Below are 19,081 nucleotides of genomic sequence, written 5' to 3' on the forward strand. Positions count from 1 at the left end.
CTGCGCGCGGATCAAGACGCTATTCGTCTGAATGCCGCGCCCGGCCGCCGGTGCGACAGCCTGGCAACGCGCCGCACGATTCGACGCTAGGATGACGGCTGGACTTCGCTTTGGCTCTTGCGTTTTGCGCGTCTTCGACCGCCGGGGCGTCGCTGCCCGAGTGGCGTCATTCGCGTTCACGCGCGTTTTCTTGCGCCCGATAATCCGCACACGTCGTCCCGCCGTTCGTGGACGCGCGCGTGGCTTCGCGCGGCGCACCGCTATCGAGGAGGGGAAATGGCTCAGTTCAACTGCGACATTTGCGGCGTGCGTCCTGCGACCGTGCGGGTGGCCGTGTTGCAGGACGGCAGGCGGCGTTATCTCGACGTCTGCGATTATCACTACGCGCAGCTTACGCGCCATCAGCGCACGGTGAGTCCGCTCGAATCGCTGTTCCGCGGCGCGCAGCAAGCCGCGGGCGATCCTGCGGCTCAACCCGCGCCGCAGACCATGGAAGCCGGCGACGGCGCGATCGTCGAGCGCTATTTCAGCGACACGGCGCGCGAATTGCTGCAACGCGCGGCCGAACGCGCGGTGCAGTTCGGCCGCCGCGAAGTCGACACGGAACATTTGCTGTACGAACTTGCGGGCAACGATGCGGGCGCGGCCATGCTCAAGCGCCTCGGCATCGAGCCCGACGACGTGCGCGCCTTCATCGACGCCAACGCGCAAAAGCGCGAAGCGGGCGCAGCGCACGACGAAGCGCGCATGGCCGTGTCGCCGCGACTCAAGGGCGCGCTCGACCGCGCCTTCCTGGTCTCGCGCGAACTCGGTCACAGCTACGTCGCGCCCGAGCATTTGCTGTTCGGTCTCACGCAGGTGCCGGACAGTTTCGCGGGTCATCTGCTGGGCCGCTACGGCGTGACGCCGCAAAAGGTGCTGCAACGGCTCGTCGAGGCGCAAGGCGACAAGCGCGAGCAGCCCGCCGCGAAGGCGCCGAGCCCCACGCCGCAACTCGATCAATACAGCCGCGATCTCACCGCGCTCGCGAGCGAGGGCAAACTCGATCCCGTGATCGGCCGGTCGAGCGAAATCGAAACCGTGGTGGAAGTGCTCGCGCGCCGCCGCAAGAACAATCCGGTGCTGATCGGCGAGCCGGGCGTGGGCAAAACGGCCATCGCCGAAGGGCTCGCGCAGCGCATGCTGAGCGGCGACGTGCCCGAGTCGCTGCGCGGCAGACGGCTCGTCGAACTGAATGTGAACGGCCTGATCGCGGGCGCGAAATATCGCGGCGAATTCGAGGAGCGCGTGAAGGGCGTGATGGAGGAAATCAACGCGCAGCGCGAGACGCTCGTGCTGTTCATCGACGAAGTGCACATGATCGTGGGCGCGGGGCAAGGCGGCAACGAAGGCGGCCTCGATATCGCAAACGTCTTCAAGCCCGCGATGGCGCGCGGCGAGCTGAACCTGATCGGCGCGACCACGCTCGCGGAATACCAGAAGTACATCGAGAAAGACGCCGCGCTCGAACGGCGCTTTCAGCCGGTGTTCGTCGCCGAGCCGAGCGTCGATCAGACCATCAATATTCTGCGCGGGCTGCGGGATAAACTCGAAGTCCATCATCATGTGACCATTCGCGACGACGCGCTCGTGTCGGCCGCCGAATTGTCCGACCGCTATGTCACGGGCCGTTTTCTGCCCGACAAGGCCATCGACTTGATCGACCAGGCGGCGGCGCGCGTGCATCTTTCGGCGACCTCGCGGCCCGCCGCGATTCTCGAACTCGAATCCGAACTCGCGCAGCTCAAACGCGAGCAGGACTACGCGGCCACGCGCAAGAATTTCGAGCGCGCGCATGCGCTCGACGACCCCATCGCCGATAAGGAAAAGTCACTCGCCGACGCCACGAGCGACTGGAAAGGCCAGCTCGGTTCGGTCACATCCGACGTGACGACGGAGCAGGTGGCCGAGATCGTGTCGAAGCTCACCGGCGTGCCCGTCACGCAGCTCACGGCGGAGGAGCGCACGCGGCTGCTCGAAATGGAGCAGCGTCTGCACGAGCGCGTGATCGGTCAGAATCAGGCGATTGTCGCGGTCAGCGATGCCGTGCGCCGCTCGCGCGCCGGCTTGCGTCGCGGCCGACGCCCGACCGCCGTGTTCCTGTTTCTCGGCCCGACCGGCGTGGGCAAGACCGAACTGGCGAAGGCGCTGGCCGAAGTGGTGTTCGGCGACGAGGACGCCATCGTGCGCATCGACATGAGCGAGTACATGGAGCGTCACGCGGTGTCGCGACTGATCGGCTCGCCGCCGGGTTACGTGGGTTACGACGAGGGCGGCCAGTTGACCGAGCGCGTGCGCCGCCGACCGTACTGCGTGATTCTGCTCGACGAGATCGAGAAGGCGCATCCGGACGTTTATAACGTGCTGCTGCAGGTATTCGACGACGGTCGCCTCACCGACGGCAAGGGCCGCGTGGTCGATTTCAGCAACACGGTGGTGATCGCGACGAGCAATCTCGGCTCCGACGTGGTCTCGGGCCAGAAGCGTTCGGGTCCGGGCTTTCTCGCGAGCGCCGATGCGTCGATGCAGAGCGCCGTGCTGGGCGAGTTGCGCCAGCATTTCCGCCCGGAGTTTCTGAACCGCATCGACGACATCATCGTTTTTCAGCCGCTCTCCGACGATGAACTGCGTTCGATCGTGCGCCTGCAACTCGAACAGGTGCAGCGTATGGCGCGCAGTCAGGATATCGATCTCAGCTTCGACGAGAGCGTGGTGGATTTCCTTGCCGCCGAGGGTTATCGGCCCGAGTACGGCGCGCGCGAGCTGAAACGCCAGATCCAGCAGGCCATTGAGAACGAGCTTGCCAAGGAAATGCTCAAGGGCGAGGTGAAGGAGGGCGCGAAGGTCGTGTGCCGTTACGATACGGCGCAACGCCGCGTCGAATTCACGGCGCAGTCCTGAGCATCGTGTGACGGGCCGATGACGCGTCTGGCCTGGCTGGACGCGTCATCGGCCCGAAGTTTTCCCGGTTTCCGTTCGGAAACTTTTGTACGGCGGCGACCCGGCCGCGTCGTGCCCGCACCACGCTTTCGCGCCAAATTGATTTTTTTGTGTACGTCTTCCGAACAGACACATTGGGATACAAAGCGCGCGCGCGATTCCGCTATAAATCCTCTGAAGCGTTTTTCTGCCGCCGCGCCTGCGATCGTTCGATCCGCATATGACGGCGAATTCGAGCAACCGCGCCGATTCCGGCGCGGGCCTTTTCAGAAGACAACCAGGAGAAGTGGGCTCATGTCCGATCCCGTCAATGTCCGCCGCCGCCGTATTCTCGGTACAACGCTCGCGAGCTTCAGCCTCGCGGATCTGGGGCTGAGCAGCCTCGCGCACGCGCAATCGTCGAACGAGACGGCGGGCAACTCGCGCACCGGCAGCGGCGCGTCGTTCGGGCCGATCAAGCAGATCGACGCGGGCGTGCTCAACGTCGGCTATGCGGAAGCCGGTCCGACGAACGGCACGCCGGTGCTGTTGCTGCACGGCTGGCCTTACGACATCCACAGCTACGTGGAAGTGGCGCCGATGCTTGCCGCAGCGGGTTATCGCGTGATCGTGCCGTATTTGCGCGGTTACGGCTCGACGCGTTTTCTCTCGGCGGATACGCCGCGCAACGGGCAGCAGGCGGTGACCGCCGTGGACATCATCGCACTGATGGATGCGCTCAAGATCGATCAGGCCGTGCTCGGCGGCTACGACTGGGGCGCGCGTACGGCCGATACGATCGCCGCGCTGTGGCCCGAGCGCGTGAAGGGGCTGGTTTCCGTGAGCGGTTATCTGATCGGTAGCCAGGCGGCGAACAAGAATCCGCTGCCGCCGAAAGCGGAACTGCAATGGTGGTATCAGTTTTATTTCACGACCGAGCGCGGCGAACTGGGTTACGCGCAGAATCGCGACGCGTTCAACAAACTGATCTGGCAACTTGCCTCGCCGAAATGGAATTTCGATGACGCGACTTACGCGCGCTCGGCTGCTTCGTTCCAGAATCCCGATCACGTGGCGGTGGTGATTCATAACTATCGCTGGCGTCTCGGTCTGGTGCAGGGCGAAGCGCGTCTCGACGGCCTCGAACAGCGTCTGGCCGCCGCGCCGACCATTTCGGTGCCGACGATCACGATGGAAGGCGATGCGAATGGCGCGCCGCATCCGCCGCCCGAAGCGTATGCGAAGAAGTTCACCGGCAAGTATCTGCATCGCAATTTGACGGGCGGTATTGGGCACAATCTGCCGCAGGAAGCGCCCAAGGAATTCGCCGAAGCGATTCTGCAGGTCACGCATTTGTGATTCGGGTGATCTCGGGTTGAAGAAGCGCGCTTAACGGCGCGCTTTTTTGTGCCTTCCATAAAAAATGGCGTGCTTTTCGGCACGCCATTTTTTTATTTGCCGAATCGCTTTCCGATTCGGCAATTTCCAGTCGATTCAGACGATTCCGTCGATTAGCCGCGCTTGGCGTCGAGGCCGAGCAGCGTGCGAATCTGATGCTCGGTATCGTCGTAATTGCCTTCGCCGAAGTGGGTATACACGAGCTTGCCGTTCTGATCGATCAGGTACAGCGCGGGCCAGTATTGATTGCCGTACGCGTTCCACGTTGCATAGCGATTGTCTTGCGCGACGGGATATTGAATACCGTATTGCCCGATCGCCTTCTTCAGATTTGCGGTATTGCGTTCGAACGAATATTCAGGCGTATGCACGCCGACGACCACGAGGCCCTTGTCGTGGTATTTCGCGTACCAGTCCTTCACGTGCGGAATCGTATGCGCGCAGTTGATGCAGTCGAAGGTCCAGAACTCGACGAGTACCGGCTTGCCGCGCAATTGCTTGAGATCGAGCGGGGCGCTGTTGAGCCACGTGTCGATGCCGGTGAAATCGGGCGCGGGCGCGCCGGTCTTGATCGCGGACGGTTCGACGCCCGAATCCTGCGCGGATGCAAAAGCGGCGAACGCCGCGGTGGCGACGAGTCCGGCCGCGACGGCGGCGATCTTGAGTCGGTTGAGCATGGCGAGTTCTCCTTTTGGTGAGGGTTCGGACGTATTGGAACGCGCCGACGTATCTGGCGCGTGTCTCGCCGTGGTCGTGCGTGAATCGCCATGTATCGCCGCGAGGCGCGTACACATTGGCATACAAAAACAGGCGTTGCACCACGCGGCCTTGCTGCGTGCGATGCGTTATCTGTATCGGTCTGTATCCCCGGCTGCACGCGATACATGCCGATTTGATACAGCCTTCGTCCGACATTTGCCCGATACACGCAGGCGTTTGAATACGGGTCATGCAACTGGCGCTGCGTGCGCCGCTGAATTTTCCCGGTATGCGAGCCGGTCCGCGCATATCCGTTCAAACGTACGATATTGGGAGTCCGAATTATGTTGCTCGTCGTCGTCGCTTTCATCGGCGGGGCATTCACTGTCCTGAGCCCGTGCATTTTGCCGGTCGTGCCGTTCGTGTTCGCGCGCTCCGATCGTCCGTTCCTGACCGATCGTTTGCCGCTGCTGCTCGGTCTCGCGGGGACGTTCGCGCTGCTCACGGGACTCGGCGCGGCTGGCCTGAACGGTGCGGCGCAATTGAGCGAATATGGTCGCTGGTTCGCGCTGGCGCTGTTTGGCGTGTTCGGTGCGGCCTTGTTGCTGCCCGCGCTCGCTACGCGGTTGACGCGCCCGCTTACCACGCTCGCCGACCGCTTCATGGCGCATTCGCAGAGCGATGGCGCGCTCGGGCAGATCGGTTCGTCGCTGTTGCTGGGCGCGGCGACCGGCTTGCTCTGGGCGCCGTGCGCGGGCCCGATCCTCGGCCTGATTCTCACGGGCGCGGCGCGCCATGGCGTGACCTGGCAAACGTGGGGCGCACTCGCCGCTTATGCGATCGGCGCGGCCTGCTCGTTGGCGATCGCCGCGAGTCTCGGCCGACGGGCGATGGATGCACTCAAGCGCTCGCTCGGTCTGGGCGAATGGCTGCGCCGCGCGATGGGCGCGCTCGTGCTGGTGTCCGTGGCGGCGATCGCACTGGGCGTGGATACGCGTGTGCTTGCGTTGTTGCCCGGCGCGCCGACTACCGGCCTGGAAAGCCGCCTGACCGCATCGATTACATCGGCTTCGCGGGGAGCGCGGGCGGCGCAGCAGAATGTTCAGTCAGATGTTCAGTCGAATCCGCAGTCGAATGCGAGGCCCGGTTGAGCCGCATGCAGTTCGCACCGCGTTCTATGCTATCGAGGCAGCCACACGATCCGGAGCGCGACCATGAACGCGGACGAACGCATCGACGGCATCAATCGTGCCGGAAACTACGACGATCTGCATGACGCCATGCAGGGTTTTCTCGACGAGGCCGAAGCACGCTATCCGGCGCTGTCGCAGGCCGGGCGTCTCAAGGCATGCATCGGCGGCAGTGCATTCGCGAGCGCCGTCGACGAACTCAAGCGCTATCAGACGAGCACCGGCGAGACGTATCCGGATGCGCAACGCGTCGTCGAAGCGGCGGCGGCGAAGCATGCGGCGCTCGGCAATGCAAGCACGCCGCCGTCCTGATGACCCAGGACGACAGCGACGTCAGCCCATCTCACCACGCCAATTTCTGGCGAAAGAGGGTGCCGCCGTATCCGCGCACGACTTCGTCGACTTCGGTCGTGGATTCCTCTTTGGCTTCGAGGATGAGCGCCACGCTGCCGGTTTTCAGTTCGGCTTCGATGGTTTGCGTGAGTCGGCTGTCGAGCAGGTTTTCGACGGCGCGGCCGCCGAGCGCCGCGGCCGTGCCGATGGTCACGCCCGCGATCGCGCCCGCGGGACCGCCGAGCAGGCCGATCAATCCGCCGGTGACCGCGCCGACGACCGTGCCCCAGTAGGCGTGCGTGTACTGGTCGAGCACGGTGCAGGTGCCGTCCGCGTGTTTCTGGACCATCACGCCGCTTTCGATCTTCAACCCCACGCCATCCGTTTCGAAGTTCCTGAAGTCGCGCGCCGCGCGCTGCGCGGAGTCCAGATTGTCGAAGGTCGCGACGAGTAGTTCCTGAGCCATGGCGCTGCTCCCTGGCCGATGCGGCGATGCTCTAAAGATAGTCAATGCGCATCGCCGCGCCAGTGGGGAATTCGGGGCGGCAAGCGTCGGCCAGGCGAGGGGTAAGCGCGGTGCAAGCGCGTAGGCGAGCGCCGAAATGAGTGCGCAATGTCAGGTCCGTATAATCGGTGGGTCAACCAACGAGGACATCGCATGAAACTAGTCATTGCTCTGCTTGCCACCGCCGCTGTCGCCACGACCGCGTTCGCTGCCGATAACGTCCAGAAGTTGCCGTCGGGCGTGATCGTCGAACAAATCAAGCAAGGCACCGGCCCGCAGCCGACCGTCAATGACGTCGTGCGCGTGAACTATCGCGGCACGCTTGCGAACGGCACCGAGTTCGACAGTTCGGCCAAGCATGGCGGCGCAGCGACGTTCCCGCTCGGTCGCGTGATTCCGTGCTGGACGCAGGGTCTGCAGACGATGAAGGTCGGCGGCAAGGCCAAGCTGACCTGCCCGGCCGCGACGGCTTATGGCGATCGTGCTGTGGGCCCGATCCCGCCGAACAGCGATCTGACGTTCGAAGTCGAACTGCTCGGTATCCAGCAGTAAGCGGATTCGGAAAGGGCGGGGTGTTCCTCGCCATGATTTTGTCGATCGGGAGCGCTGCCAGAGCCTCCCGCAACGTTGCCGGTGCCTCGGCTCGGGGCATCGTCGTCGCATCGTTCCTCGGGGTCTTGGCGTAAAGGCCAAGGCTGCCGCCTGGATCCGTGTCGAACGCCACGAGATCGCCTGACTCGATCACGCGGCGGCTGCATTCCGGGTGCCCCGGATTGCAGCGTATGCCAGAAGCCAACTGGCGCGCTTCCTCTACTCTGCGCTGCACTTTCTCCGCCAGCGCCTCGCCGACCCTCAAATCGACGCAGGCCGCTCCTCCGGTATCGCCACGTTCCCAATATCACCGTAATCGAGGGCAAAGACACGGAAAAAATGCCGTTCCTCGATCTGATCCAAACATTATATTAATAATGTCAAATAAATTGATGTGAGTAGTTGGATTCATGGCGGTTTACGTAGTAATACTCTAAAAATAATCTGATTCCGATCGGAAACCGAGAAAACTCCGCCCCCGCCCGCGTGTTTCCAAACGGAAACACGTAAAAAAGCGACACGCTCACGCGTGCCGCCTCTCGCGATCCAACCGGCCTTCCCAAACGCTTCACATCGTCCGCAACACCGCCCGCTTGAGTTTGCCCGTCTCCGTTCGCGGCAGAGCGTCGATAAACGCAATTAGCCGCGGATATTTGTAGGCCGCCACGGCCGATTTCACGAAGTTCTGCAATTCGGCGACCATCGCTTCGTTGCCGTCGAATCCGGGCTTGAGCACGACGAAGGCCTTCACCACCTGGCCGCGCACGTCGTCGGGCACGCCCGTGACGCCGCATTCCGACACGGCAGGGTGCTGCATCAGCACGGTTTCGACTTCCGGTCCGGCGATGTTGTAGCCGGAGGAAACGATCATGTCGTCGGCGCGCGCCTGGTAGAACACGTAACCGTCGGCGTCGATGGATACCGCGTCGCCAGGCAGATTCCAGCCGTCGCGCACGAATTTCATCTGGCGTTCGTCGGCGAGATAGCGGCAACCGGTGGGGCCGCGCACGGCGAGGTTGCCGGTCGTGCCGGGCGGCACCGGTTGCAGCGCGTCGTCGAGCGCCTGCACGACGTAGCCCGGCACTGCGCGGCCGATCGAGCCGGGACGCACGTCGCTGCCGGCCGACGAAATGAAAATGTGGATCATCTCCGTGCCGCCGATGCCGTCGATCATCTCGATGCCCGTCGCCTCGCGCCATAAATCGCGCGTGGCCTGCGGCAGCGCCTCACCGGCCGAGACCGTCTGGCGCAGACTGGAAATATCCGCGTCTTTCACGAGCGGCGCCATCTGCCGATAAAACGTGGGCGCGGTGAAAACGATCGTCGCGCGGAATTTTTCGATCGTTTGCAGCAGCAGGGCGGGCGTGAGCTTTTCGATCAGCACCGTCGACGCGCCGACGCGCAACGGAAAGCACAAAATGCCGCCCAGCCCGAACGTGAACGCGAGTGGCGGCGTGCCGCAAAACACGTCGTCGGCGGTGGGCCTGAGGACGTGGCGCGGGAACAGATCGCACATCGCGAGCACGTCGCGATGGAAGTGCATGCAGCCTTTCGGCGTGCCGGTCGTGCCGCTTGTGAAGGCGATCAGGCAGACGTCGTCGCTTGCGGTATCGCACGCGCGAAATTGCGCCGGTTTGGCCGCCGCGAGGGTTTCGAGGCTGTCGGGCGCGTCGTCGTGGAAGTAGCGCACCTGTTCGAGGCCGGCGCAGAAGTATTCGTTGGCCGGATCGGTGTTGCGCGCGAGTTCGTCGGCAAGGCGCACATCGCAGAGCGCTGCGCTGATGTTCGCCTTGTCGATAATCTGCTTCAACTCTTTCGCACGCAGCAGCGACATGGTGGGCACCACCACGAGCCCGGCCTTGAGCGCGGCGAGCATGGCCACCGCCATTTGCAGCGTATTCGGGCCGCGCAGCAGCACGCGGTTGCCGGGCTGCAGCTTCATGTCGTCGATGAGCACGTGCGCGCTGCGGTCGACCAGCTCACGCAGTTGCGAATAAGTGGTCGCGCGCGGCTGGCCATCGACTTCAGACCAGATCGCCGGGCGCGCGCCGTATCCGGACTCGATTGCGCGGTCCAGCAACTCGGCCGCGCAATTCAGGCGCGCCGGATAGGTGACGTCGGGATTGTCGAGCAGCAGCGCGGGCCATTGCGATTCGGGCGGCAGGTGATCGCGTGCATAGGTATCGACGTGAGCGGTCGGTTGCATGGTGTCTCCGGCTTCAATCTGAACAGACTGGTGCGCGTTTTATACGGTCTTTTTCTGCGCGCGCTTTGAGTGCGATCGGGTCGCTGCGCGCTATGCGTGGCTCAGACGCGCGTCGTCGGGAATCACGGCGGTGGCTTCGATTTCCACCTTCGCTTCGTCCTCGATCAGCGCGACGACCTGAATCGCGCTCATCGCAATGTCGTAATCGCCGATCAGATCGCGAAACGCTGCACCAATGTCCTTTAGCGATGACAGGTATTCCTGCTTGTCCGTCACATACCACGTCATGCGCACGAGATGCTCGGGCTTGCCGCCCGCGGCTTCGAGCACGGCCACGATATTGCGCAGCGCCTGCACGGCTTGCGCGCCGAATTCGCGGCTCGTGAACTTCGCCTGCTCGTCCCAGCCGATCTGACCGGCGATAAAAACCTGCGTGCCGCGCGCGGCGACGCCGTTCGCATAACCGCGCGGCTTGATCCAGCCTGCGGGAAGAAGGGCTTTTTTCATGGGTTTTTCGCGTTCATTGAGGGGTTCGGTTCGCGTCAGGCCGCATGGTGTTCGGCGTGATACGACTTCAGCAGATCGCGGCCGACGATCAACTGCTGCACTTCGGTCGCGCCTTCGTAAATGCGCAGAGAGCGGATCTCGCGATACAGCGACTCGACCACATTGCCGCTCTGAACGCCCATGCCGCCCCACAGCTGAACGGCCGCGTCGATCACTTGCTGCGCGCCTTCGCTGGCGTGCCATTTCGCCATCGCCGCTTCGCGTGTGACGCTTTCGCCTTGATCGCGCAGCCACGCGGCGCGATAGACGAGCAGGGCGCTGCTGTCGATCGTCAGCGCCATCTGCGCAAGCTTGGCCTGCGTGAGCTGAAAATCGCCGAGCACCTGATTGAACATCGTGCGCGAGGCGGCGCGCGCGAGCCCTTCGGCCATCGCGCGGCGCGCGAAACCCAATGACGCGGCGGCCACCGACGTGCGGAAAATATCGAGCGTGCGCATGGCGATCTTGAAGCCTTCGCCGGGCGCGCCCAGCAACTGGCTCTTGTTCACGCGCGCATTCGTGAAGCGCAGGCGCGCGAGCGGGTGCGGCGCGATCACGTTGATGCGTTCGGCGATTTCCAGCCCACGCGTATCGGCGTCGACGATCAGCGCGCTGATGCCGCGCGCGCCCGGCGCTTCGCCCGTGCGTGCGAACACTACGTAGAAGTCGGCGATGCCGCCGTTCGAGATCCACGTTTTTTCGCCGTCGAGTACGTAGTGATCGCCTTCGTCGCGCGCGGCCAGCGCCATCGCGGCAACGTCCGAGCCCGCATTGGGCTCGGAGAGCGCGAACGCGGCAATTGCTTCGCCCTTCGCCACGCGCGGCAGATAGCGCGATTTCTGCGCGTCGTTGCCGGCGAGCGAGATGGCGCCCGAGCCGAGGCCCTGCATCGCGAGCGCGAAGTCGGCGAGCCCCGAATGCTTCGCGAGCGTTTCGCGCAGCAGACAGACGGCGCGCGTGTCGATGGTGTCGCCGTGACCGCCGTAAGCGGTGCCGCCCACGCCGTAGCGCAACCAGCCTGCTTCGCCGAGCTGGCGCACGAGCTTGCGGCAGGTGTCGTCGACGTTGTCGTGCGAAACGTGAGCGAGGTGTTCGCGCGCCCACGCTTCCACGCCGGTGGCGAGTGCGCGGTGACGGTCCTCGAAAAACGGCCACGCGAGCGCGTCGTGCAGATGAGTGTCAGCCGGTGCGTTCACTGCTCAATCTCCCTTGAAAACCGGACGCGTTTTTGCCGCGAAGGCGTCGTACGCGCGGCCGAAATCGCGCGTCGCCATGCAGATCGCCTGCGCCTGTGCTTCGGATTCGATCGCTTCGTCGATGCTCATGGTCCATTCCTGATGCAGCATCGTCTTGGTGATGCCGTGCGCGAAGGTCGGGCCGGCGGCGAGATCGGCGGCGAGTTTGCGTGCATCGGCGAGCAGTTCGGCGGGATCGCACAGACGGTTGTAGAAACCCCATGCGTGACCTTCCTCGCCGCTTGCCGAGCGTCCCGTATAGAGCAGTTCGGCGGCGCGTCCCTGACCGATGATGCGCGGCAGGATCGCGCACGCGCCCATATCGCAACCGGCGAGACCGACGCGCGTGAACAGAAAGGCGAGCTTGCTGCGCGCGGTGCCGTAACGCATGTCGGAGGCCATCGCGAGAATCGCGCCCGCGCCCGCACACACGCCATCGACGGCTGCGATGATCGGTTGCGGACAGTGACGCATCGCTTTCACGAGGTCGCCGGTCATGCGCGTGAACATCAGCAATTCGGGCATCGGCAAATCGATCAGCGGCGCGATGATGTCGTGCACGTCGCCGCCCGAGCAGAAGTTCTCACCCGCGCCATGCAGGACGACGGCTTTCACATCGGTCGCGTAGGCGAGTTGGCGGAACAGGTCGCGCAGTTCCGCATACGATTCGAACGTGAGCGGATTCTTGCGCTCCGGGCGATTTAGCGTGATCGTGGCGACGCGGTCCTCGACCGACCAGCCGAAGTGCTTCGCCTCGTAGCCTGCGAGCGTGACGCGGTTGCGCGCGAAGAGCGCGTCGGCGCTCGAACGTTCTGTCGTCAAGGTGTGTCTCCTTCCTGAATCCTGTTTGATTCGCGTCGCGCGTTCAGCCCGGCAAACTGTCGCGCAGATGTTGCTTGAGCTTGCCGAGCCGGTCGTGCATCTTCGACTTTTCGTCGAGCGACAGTCCGCCCAGCATTTCCACGACCCATTGCTCGTGCGCGATTGCCATGCGATCGAACGCGGCGCGTCCTTCGGGCGTGAGACGCACGGCGATCGAGCGGCGGTCGTCCGGATCGGCGTCGCGCACGACGAGGCCTTCTTTTTCGAGCTGATCGGTAATGCCCGTCACGTTGCCGCCCGTCACCATGAGACGGCGCGACAGCTCGGTCATGCGAATCCCTTCGGGATGACGTTCGAGCTGCGCCATCAAATCGAAACGCGGCAGCGTCGTGTCGAACTCGCTGCGCAGACGGCGGCGCAATTCGGCCTGCACGAGGTTCGTCGTCGTGAGCAGGCGCAGCCACAGGCGCAGGCCCATATGGCTGTCGGTGCCCGTGCTCATCTCCATGTCGACGACATTCTCCGCGGGCTTCGCAACGCCTTTGCGCGGCGTCTTCGCGGCTGCCGTCTTGCGGGCGGGCAGGGTCATGTGATTTCTCCACCAGAAACGGATATCGATTGCCCGGTGATCGCGGACGATCCGGGCGCGCACAGCCACAACACGGCGTTGGCGACTTCGTCCGGCGTGACGAAGCGCTGCTGCGGATTGTGGCGCACGAGGATGCTACGCGTCTCGGCCTCGCTGCGCGAGGTCTTGCGCGTGATCTGCTCAAGGGAAGCCTGCAAAAGTTCGGTTTCCGTGTAGCCGGGGCACACCGCGTTCACGGTCACGCCCTGCGTGGCGACTTCGAGCGCGAGTGCGCGCGTCATGCCGATCACGCCGTGTTTCGAGGCGCAATACGCGGCCACGTACGGATAGCCGACCTGGCCCGCCGTGCTCGCGACGTTCACGATGCGCCCGTGCTTGCGTGCGAGCATCGCGGGCAGCACGGCGCGCGTGCACAGAAACGCGCCCGTGAGATTCACGTCGAGCATGCGTTTCCAGAGCGCGAGATCGGTCTGGGCGAACGGCGCGGCAGTCGCCTGACCTGCATTGTTCACGAGGATGTCGACGTCGCCGAGCGCTTGTGTCGCGCGCGCAAAGGCGTCATTCACGGCGGCCTCGTCGGCGACATCGACGCTCACGCATGCGATGTGTTCGCCGCCGCCGAGCTTCTCGCGCTGCGTGACGAGCTTCGCCATCTCGCGGCCCATCAGCGTGACGCGCGCGCCCGCTTTCAGCAGGGCGGTAGCGGTCGCGGCGCCGATGCCGCTGCCGCCGCCCGTCACGACCGCGTGGCGTTGATGCAATGCGTCGTGCGTGTTCATACGGTGCCTTCCGCGCGCTGCGCGCGTTCGAGCGGCGACAAACCGGCGGCTGCCGCAGCCGCAGCGCGCTCGCGTTCGATATTGCGTTCGAGCTGATTTTTCGCGGCCGTATATTGATGCGGCCACATCACATCGAAATAACCGATTTTCGCGGCTTCGTTGAGCGTCCACGACGGATTCGCCAGATGCGGGCGCGCCACCGCGCACAGATCCGCACGGCCCGCCGCGATGATGCCGTTCACGTGATCGGCCTCGGAAATCGCGCCCACGGCGATGGTGGCGATGCCCGCCTCGTTGCGCACGCGGTCCGCGAACGGCGTCTGGAACATGCGGCCGTACACGGGCTTTTCGTCCTTGCTCACCTGGCCGGAGGAGACGTCGATCATGTCGACGCCTGCCGCCTTGAAGGCGCGTGCGATCTCGACGGCGTCGTCGGGCGTGATGCCGCCTTCGACCCAGTCGTGCGCCGAAATACGCACCGAAATCGGCTTGTCCTGCGGCCACACGGCGCGAATCGCGTTGAAGATTTGCAGCGGATAACGCAGACGGTTTTCCAGCGAACCGCCATATTCATCGTCGCGTTGATTCGTGAGCGGCGAGAGAAAACTCGAGAGCAGATAGCCGTGCGCGCAGTGCAGTTCGAGCCAGTCGAAACCGGCTTCGGCGGCCATTTGCGTCGCGCGCACGAATTGCGCTTCGATCTCGCGCAGTTCATCGGCGCTCGCGGCGTGCGACGACTGGCTCACGCCACGCAGATATTGTTGCGGCGACGCCGAAACCAGCGGCCAGTTGCCGTCGTCGAGCGGCTGATCGATGCCTTCCCACGCGACACGCGTCGAGCCTTTCGCACCCGAGTGGCCGATCTGCACGCCGATTTTTGCGTCCGACTGCGCGTGCACGAAATCGACGATGCGTTTCCATGCCGTCCGATGTTCGGGCGCGTACAACCCGGGGCACCCGGGCGTGATACGCGCTTCGGGCGACACGCAGGTCATCTCGGTCATCACGAGCCCCGCGCCGCCCATCGCACGCGCGCCCAGATGCATGAGGTGATAGTCGCCGGCTACGCCATCCTGCGCGGAATATTGCGCCATCGGCGAAACGACGACGCGATTCTTGAGCGTCACGCCGCGTACGCGATAAGGCGTGAACATCGGCGGAACAGGACGCGCGCTGGATGCCGCCTCGGGATTCGCGCGCTGTGCGAGCCACGTTTCGAAGCCGCCCAGATAAGCCGCATCGCGTTCGCGCAGATTCTCGTGCGAAATGCGCTGCGAACGCGTGAGCAGCGAATAGGCGAATTGCTCGGGTTCGAATTTCGCGTAGCGATCGACGTGCTCGAACCATTCGGTGGAATTGCGCGCGGCATTCTGAATGCGCAACACGTCGACGCTTCGCACACTCGTGTAATGCGCGAGCGCGGCGCGCAGATCGTGCGGATGCGCGTCCATGCTGTTGGCGAGTTCGATCGCGTCTTCGAGCGCCAGCTTGGTGCCCGAGCCGATCGAGAAGTGCGCCGTATGCGCGGCGTCGCCCATCAACACGACCGGCGTTTGCTGGCCGTCGCTCGCGCTTTTCCAGTGCACCCATTCGCGGTTCACGACGCGCGGAAAACGAATCCATTGCGAGGAACCACGCAGATGCGATGCATTCGAGCGCAGCGCATGGCCGTCGAGATAGCGCGCGAACAGCTTTTCGCAGAACGCTATGCTGTCTTCCTTGCTCATGTCGTCGAGGCCCGCCGCGCGCCAGACATGCTCTGGCGTTTCGACGATGAACGTGGAGGTGTTGTCGTCGAAGCGATAGGCGTGCGCCTGGAACCAGCCGTGTTCGGTTTCTTCGAAGGCGAACGTGAAGGCGTCGAACAGTTTCGAGGTGCCGAGCCAGACAAAACGGCAGTCGCGCAGATCGATATCGGGCTGATAGGTGGTGGCGTACTTCTGGCGCGTGGCGCTGTTCAGGCCGTCGCTCGCGATGATGAGGTCGGCGTTTTGCACGTCGTCGTCGCTCATCTGGGTCTCGAACACGAGCTTCACGCCGAGCTGTTCACAGCGTGCCTGCAAAATATTCAACAGACGCTTGCGGCCGATGCCGCAAAAGCCGTGACCCGACGATCGGATCGAGCGGCCGCGAAAATGGATTTCGATGTCGTCCCAGTGATTGAAGGCGTCGAGAATTTCGGCGGCGCTTTCCGGGTCGGCTGCGCGCAGATTGCCGAGCGTCTGGTCCGAGAACACCACGCCCCAGCCGAAGGTGTCGTACGGGCGGTTGCGTTCGATCACCGTGATCTCGTACTCCGGGTGACGGCGCTTCATCAACAGGCCGAAGTACAGCCCGGCGGGCCCTCCGCCGATACAGGCAATGCGCATGCTAGCTCCCGTGGTCAGTCCTTGAAGTTAATGTAGGTCTAAATAGTTTAGATGTCAAGTAAGTTGATGCGGGCGTGTTCGCTCGCCGCTCGCCGATACACACCGCATGTCGCGCGCATCAATGCGCATAAAACCGAATATTCGGTGGAACCTCGCGCCCCATCGCGCGTCAACCCGGTCATGAGGCGCGCGGTGCACTTCCTTACGGCGGCCTTGCCGTCGACGGGGAGAAACTGCGTGCATGACGGCAGGTGTGCCATGCTGGGTGTCGAGGAAAGATTCGACGCTCGCTGGCACCGAATTCGCATGGTGTAGCGATGAAACGATCGAGTCTTTACGAAACGCTTTCGGGCACCTGGCATTTTCATACGGTTTGCACGCGCCACGTATCAACGCATAAACAATCAGTCATCCTGATGAAAGGTGATGGCAAAGGAAGCGACTGAAAGCATCGGCGCGCGATCCGCATAGCAAATCGAAGAGACGCAATTTCAATCGCAACAATCGTCACAACCGCCAGAGACGACGGGAGTATTCATTGATGAGCCAGACAGCGAAGCGATCGATCGAAATCGATTTTTTCAGGGGTTTCGCGCTGATTGCGATTGCACTCGATCACATTCCATCCAGCGTGTTGTCGCACGGCATGCTGCACACGTTCGCGTATTGCGATTCGGCCGAGGTGTTCGTCTTCGTGAGCGGCTACGTGGCGGCGGCGAGCTGGCTCGCGATTGCCGCGCGCAAGGGCACCGAGGCCGCCAATCGCCGCTTTTTGAGGCGCGGGCGCGAGATTTACGCCGCGTATCTGTGCGCCGCCGCGTTGATGCTGCTTTCTGGTGCGGCGGCTGTCGCGCTGCGCGTGGACTCGCCGCTGGTTGCGGAAACGGGCTTCCAGCGTTTCACCGCGCATCCGTTTGCGATGCTCGGCAATATCGCGATCTTTCGCGACCAGCCGTATCTCGCGGGCGTGTTGCCGCTCTACGTGATTCTGGTGCTGATGCTCCCGGTCGTCATGCCGCTGGCGCGCCGCCGGCCCGACCTGGTGTTGCTCGGCAGTTTCGCGACGTGGTTCGCCGGCTGCTGGCTCGTGCGCTATTTGCCGTCGGTGCCGGGTTCGATCTGGTCGTTCAATCCCTTCGCGTGGCAGGCGATGTTCCTGCTCGGACTGCTGTGCCGTCTCTATCCGGTCACTGACGCGTTCCAGATCTCGCGGCTCGGCCGCCTTCTCACCGTGCTCGCGATCACACTCGTGGTCGCATTCGCGGTCGTGCGGCTCTTTATCGAAATGACGCCGCAGCCGGGCTACATGAAGCAGAATCTCGCGAGCCTGCGCATCGTGAGTTTTGCGGCCGTTGCGTGGCTTGCCGCGCAGGCGGTGCGGCTCGGCTGGATCGAGTGGCTCGCGCAGCGCCTGCCGGGCGTCGTGAGCGTGGGGCAGCAGGGGCTCGTGTGCTTCGTGGGCGGCGCGCTCGTGTCCAATGCGGTCGACACGGTCATTCGCGCGACGCACGTTTCGTCGATCTTGCCCGCGCGTTTCGCGGGTGACGTGGTGGCGATCGGCGCGCTGCTGATGCTTGCGGGCGGCGCGCGTCGTTTGAAGGCGGAATTGCGGCCGCGTGTGGCGCTTACCTGATGCCGGAACGCACAGGCAAAGGTGAGTGTTTGCGGGAGTGATGCTAAACGAGCCGCGCAAAGCGGCTCGTCATCTCGCTGAAACAGCGCGAAATCAACTCGTTAGCTATGGTGATCCCGCATCGCGCTCGGTTGTCGAGGTGAGCGTTTGCGGGAGCGTGCGCGCTCAGTGACTCGATTCAATAATGTGACGATGCCGTTACACGAGTTCGCGCACGTCGGCGATCGGCGTCGAACCAAACGCGTCGCTCAGTGCGTAATCGATCAACAGACGTGCCGCGTGTTCCGGCGTCGCCAGCTGGCCGTTCTCTTTCAATTGCTCGAATCGTTCGCGTTGCGGGAAGTTGTCCGTCGACGTCGAGCGGATCGTCGCCTGCATGCCGGTATCGACCACGCCGGGCGCGACGCTGCAAATGCGCACGCCGCGCGGCGCGTCGAGCGCCACGGCACGCGCGTGGTGGTCGAGCGCGGCCTTGGTCGCGCAATACACGCTCCAGCCCGCGTAAGCGTTGCGCGCAGCGCCGCTGGAGACGTGCAGGATGCGTCGCGAGGCGGCGTTGCCTGAACTGTCGTCGCTGGCCAGTGCGTTGGCCAGCATCAGCGGCGCGGCGACGTTGAGCGTGATCGCTCGGGCGATCGCGCCCGCATCCTGCACGCCGAGCGGCGCGATCGGGTCGACTGTGCCGGCATTGTTAAACAGCAGCACGCAGTCCGCGCTTTGCGCGAACGCGCTCAGCGCGCCGCCGGCCAGCCAGCGCTCGACGCTCGCGGGATCGGCGAGATCGACGGCGGCTTCGGCGAGTCGCGCGGCGGTCCGGGCCGCCAGCGTCGGATGGGCGCTGCGGCCCACACCGAGCACGTCGATCTGGCGCTCCAGCAGCAATTCGGCGAGCGCGGCGCCGAGCCCGCGCGAATGTCCGGTAACGATCGCGCGGATCGAAGAAGGCAAAGTCGAGGAAACGTTCATTTTTGTGACAAAAAAAGCGCGCGATGTGCACACAGGCGTACGCGGCATGAAAAATGGGGGCGCGGTGCGGGCGCGAGATGCGGGAAACCGCAAAAAAACCCGTAAAAACAGGGCGATTCGCGCGCACGGCACATTTTCGCGGAGGTCGTGCGAGCGCGCTGTCAAGCGTCGCGCGTGCTGCACGCGGGGCATCGGCGAGTCGCGGTGACAGAAATGCTGCGCGCGATTCTGTATCATAGCGTCCGATCCAATAAGGAAGAGA

The 19,081-nt window shown here is 63.9% G+C and carries 16 protein-coding genes; 6 read left to right on the top strand and 10 right to left on the bottom strand.

Going from position 1 to position 19,081, the window contains the following annotated elements; translation table 11 throughout:
* Nucleotides 1-276: 276 nt before the first annotated feature.
* Both G5S35_RS15765 and G5S35_RS15770 read left to right on the top strand, forming a co-directional pair.
* Nucleotides 277-2,940: an ATP-dependent Clp protease ATP-binding subunit gene (locus G5S35_RS15765; protein WP_183039184.1), complete on the top strand. Its 2,664-nt coding sequence runs from the start codon at nucleotides 277-279 to the stop codon at nucleotides 2,938-2,940.
* A gap of 333 nt (nucleotides 2,941-3,273) precedes the next feature.
* The gene (locus G5S35_RS15770) at nucleotides 3,274-4,317 is read left to right on the top strand and encodes an alpha/beta fold hydrolase (protein ID WP_124261960.1); all 1,044 of its coding nucleotides are present in this window, start codon (nucleotides 3,274-3,276) and stop codon (nucleotides 4,315-4,317) included.
* A gap of 152 nt (nucleotides 4,318-4,469) precedes the next feature.
* Here the strand turns inward: G5S35_RS15770 and G5S35_RS15775 are convergent, their stop codons facing one another.
* Complete coding sequence (locus G5S35_RS15775; protein ID WP_065065724.1) at nucleotides 4,470-5,033, bottom strand: thioredoxin family protein; 564 nt, start codon at nucleotides 5,031-5,033, stop codon at nucleotides 4,470-4,472.
* Between the two features lie 366 nt (nucleotides 5,034-5,399).
* On the opposite strand from G5S35_RS15775, the gene G5S35_RS15780 reads away from it, so the two are divergent.
* Both G5S35_RS15780 and G5S35_RS15785 read left to right on the top strand, forming a co-directional pair.
* Entirely contained in the window at nucleotides 5,400-6,206 is an 807-nt protein-coding gene (locus G5S35_RS15780) for a cytochrome c biogenesis CcdA family protein (RefSeq protein WP_183039185.1), read from the top strand.
* Nucleotides 6,207-6,269: 63 nt separating this feature from the next.
* A complete protein-coding gene (locus tag G5S35_RS15785; protein ID WP_183039186.1) occupies nucleotides 6,270-6,557 on the top strand; it encodes a hypothetical protein in 288 nt (95 codons plus the stop codon).
* 31 nt (nucleotides 6,558-6,588) lie between these two features.
* Here G5S35_RS15785 and G5S35_RS15790 read toward each other — a convergent pair whose 3' ends face one another.
* Nucleotides 6,589-7,044, bottom strand: coding sequence for a DUF1269 domain-containing protein (locus tag G5S35_RS15790; RefSeq protein WP_065065726.1), 456 nt, complete (start codon nucleotides 7,042-7,044; stop codon nucleotides 6,589-6,591).
* Between the two features lie 192 nt (nucleotides 7,045-7,236).
* On the opposite strand from G5S35_RS15790, the gene G5S35_RS15795 reads away from it, so the two are divergent.
* The gene (locus tag G5S35_RS15795) at nucleotides 7,237-7,635 is read left to right on the top strand and encodes an FKBP-type peptidyl-prolyl cis-trans isomerase (protein WP_065065727.1); all 399 of its coding nucleotides are present in this window, start codon (nucleotides 7,237-7,239) and stop codon (nucleotides 7,633-7,635) included.
* Nucleotides 7,636-8,242: 607 nt separating this feature from the next.
* On the opposite strand, the gene G5S35_RS15800 is transcribed toward G5S35_RS15795, so the two are convergent.
* The 7 genes from G5S35_RS15800 to G5S35_RS15830 form a co-directional block, all read right to left on the bottom strand.
* Entirely contained in the window at nucleotides 8,243-9,880 is a 1,638-nt protein-coding gene (locus G5S35_RS15800; protein ID WP_183039187.1) for an AMP-binding protein, read from the bottom strand.
* Between the two features lie 90 nt (nucleotides 9,881-9,970).
* Nucleotides 9,971-10,387, bottom strand: coding sequence for a RidA family protein (locus G5S35_RS15805; protein ID WP_074985670.1), 417 nt, complete (start codon nucleotides 10,385-10,387; stop codon nucleotides 9,971-9,973).
* A 35-nt stretch (nucleotides 10,388-10,422) separates the two neighbouring features.
* On the bottom strand, nucleotides 10,423-11,622 hold the full coding sequence (locus G5S35_RS15810; RefSeq protein ID WP_183039188.1) for an acyl-CoA dehydrogenase family protein: 1,200 nt from the start codon (nucleotides 11,620-11,622) through the stop codon (nucleotides 10,423-10,425).
* A 3-nt stretch (nucleotides 11,623-11,625) separates the two neighbouring features.
* Nucleotides 11,626-12,483 carry an enoyl-CoA hydratase family protein gene (locus G5S35_RS15815; protein WP_183039189.1) on the bottom strand — a complete coding sequence of 286 codons (858 nt, stop codon included), beginning with the start codon at nucleotides 12,481-12,483 and terminating at the stop codon, nucleotides 11,626-11,628.
* Nucleotides 12,484-12,526: 43 nt separating this feature from the next.
* Nucleotides 12,527-13,072, bottom strand: a complete 546-nt coding sequence (locus tag G5S35_RS15820) for a MarR family winged helix-turn-helix transcriptional regulator (RefSeq protein ID WP_183039190.1) — start codon at nucleotides 13,070-13,072, stop codon at nucleotides 12,527-12,529.
* Entirely contained in the window at nucleotides 13,069-13,851 is a 783-nt protein-coding gene (locus G5S35_RS15825) for an SDR family NAD(P)-dependent oxidoreductase (RefSeq protein ID WP_183039191.1), read from the bottom strand. Before G5S35_RS15825 ends, G5S35_RS15820 begins: the two co-directional genes overlap by 4 nt.
* Nucleotides 13,848-16,220, bottom strand: coding sequence for a bifunctional salicylyl-CoA 5-hydroxylase/oxidoreductase (locus tag G5S35_RS15830; protein ID WP_074985676.1), 2,373 nt, complete (start codon nucleotides 16,218-16,220; stop codon nucleotides 13,848-13,850). The genes G5S35_RS15825 and G5S35_RS15830 overlap by 4 nt, the downstream gene beginning before the upstream one ends.
* Nucleotides 16,221-16,761: 541 nt before the next feature.
* On the opposite strand from G5S35_RS15830, the gene opgC reads away from it, so the two are divergent.
* Nucleotides 16,762-17,853 carry an OpgC domain-containing protein gene (gene opgC, locus G5S35_RS15835; protein ID WP_110328185.1) on the top strand — a complete coding sequence of 364 codons (1,092 nt, stop codon included), beginning with the start codon at nucleotides 16,762-16,764 and terminating at the stop codon, nucleotides 17,851-17,853.
* Between the two features lie 198 nt (nucleotides 17,854-18,051).
* Here the strand turns inward: opgC and G5S35_RS15840 are convergent, their stop codons facing one another.
* The gene (locus G5S35_RS15840; RefSeq protein ID WP_124261954.1) at nucleotides 18,052-18,819 is read right to left on the bottom strand and encodes an SDR family oxidoreductase; all 768 of its coding nucleotides are present in this window, start codon (nucleotides 18,817-18,819) and stop codon (nucleotides 18,052-18,054) included.
* Nucleotides 18,820-19,081 lie beyond the last annotated feature (262 nt).

It is taken from the genome of Paraburkholderia tropica (assembly GCF_014171495.1).
In the GTDB taxonomy this organism is placed as follows: Bacteria; Pseudomonadota; Gammaproteobacteria; order Burkholderiales; family Burkholderiaceae; genus Paraburkholderia; species Paraburkholderia tropica.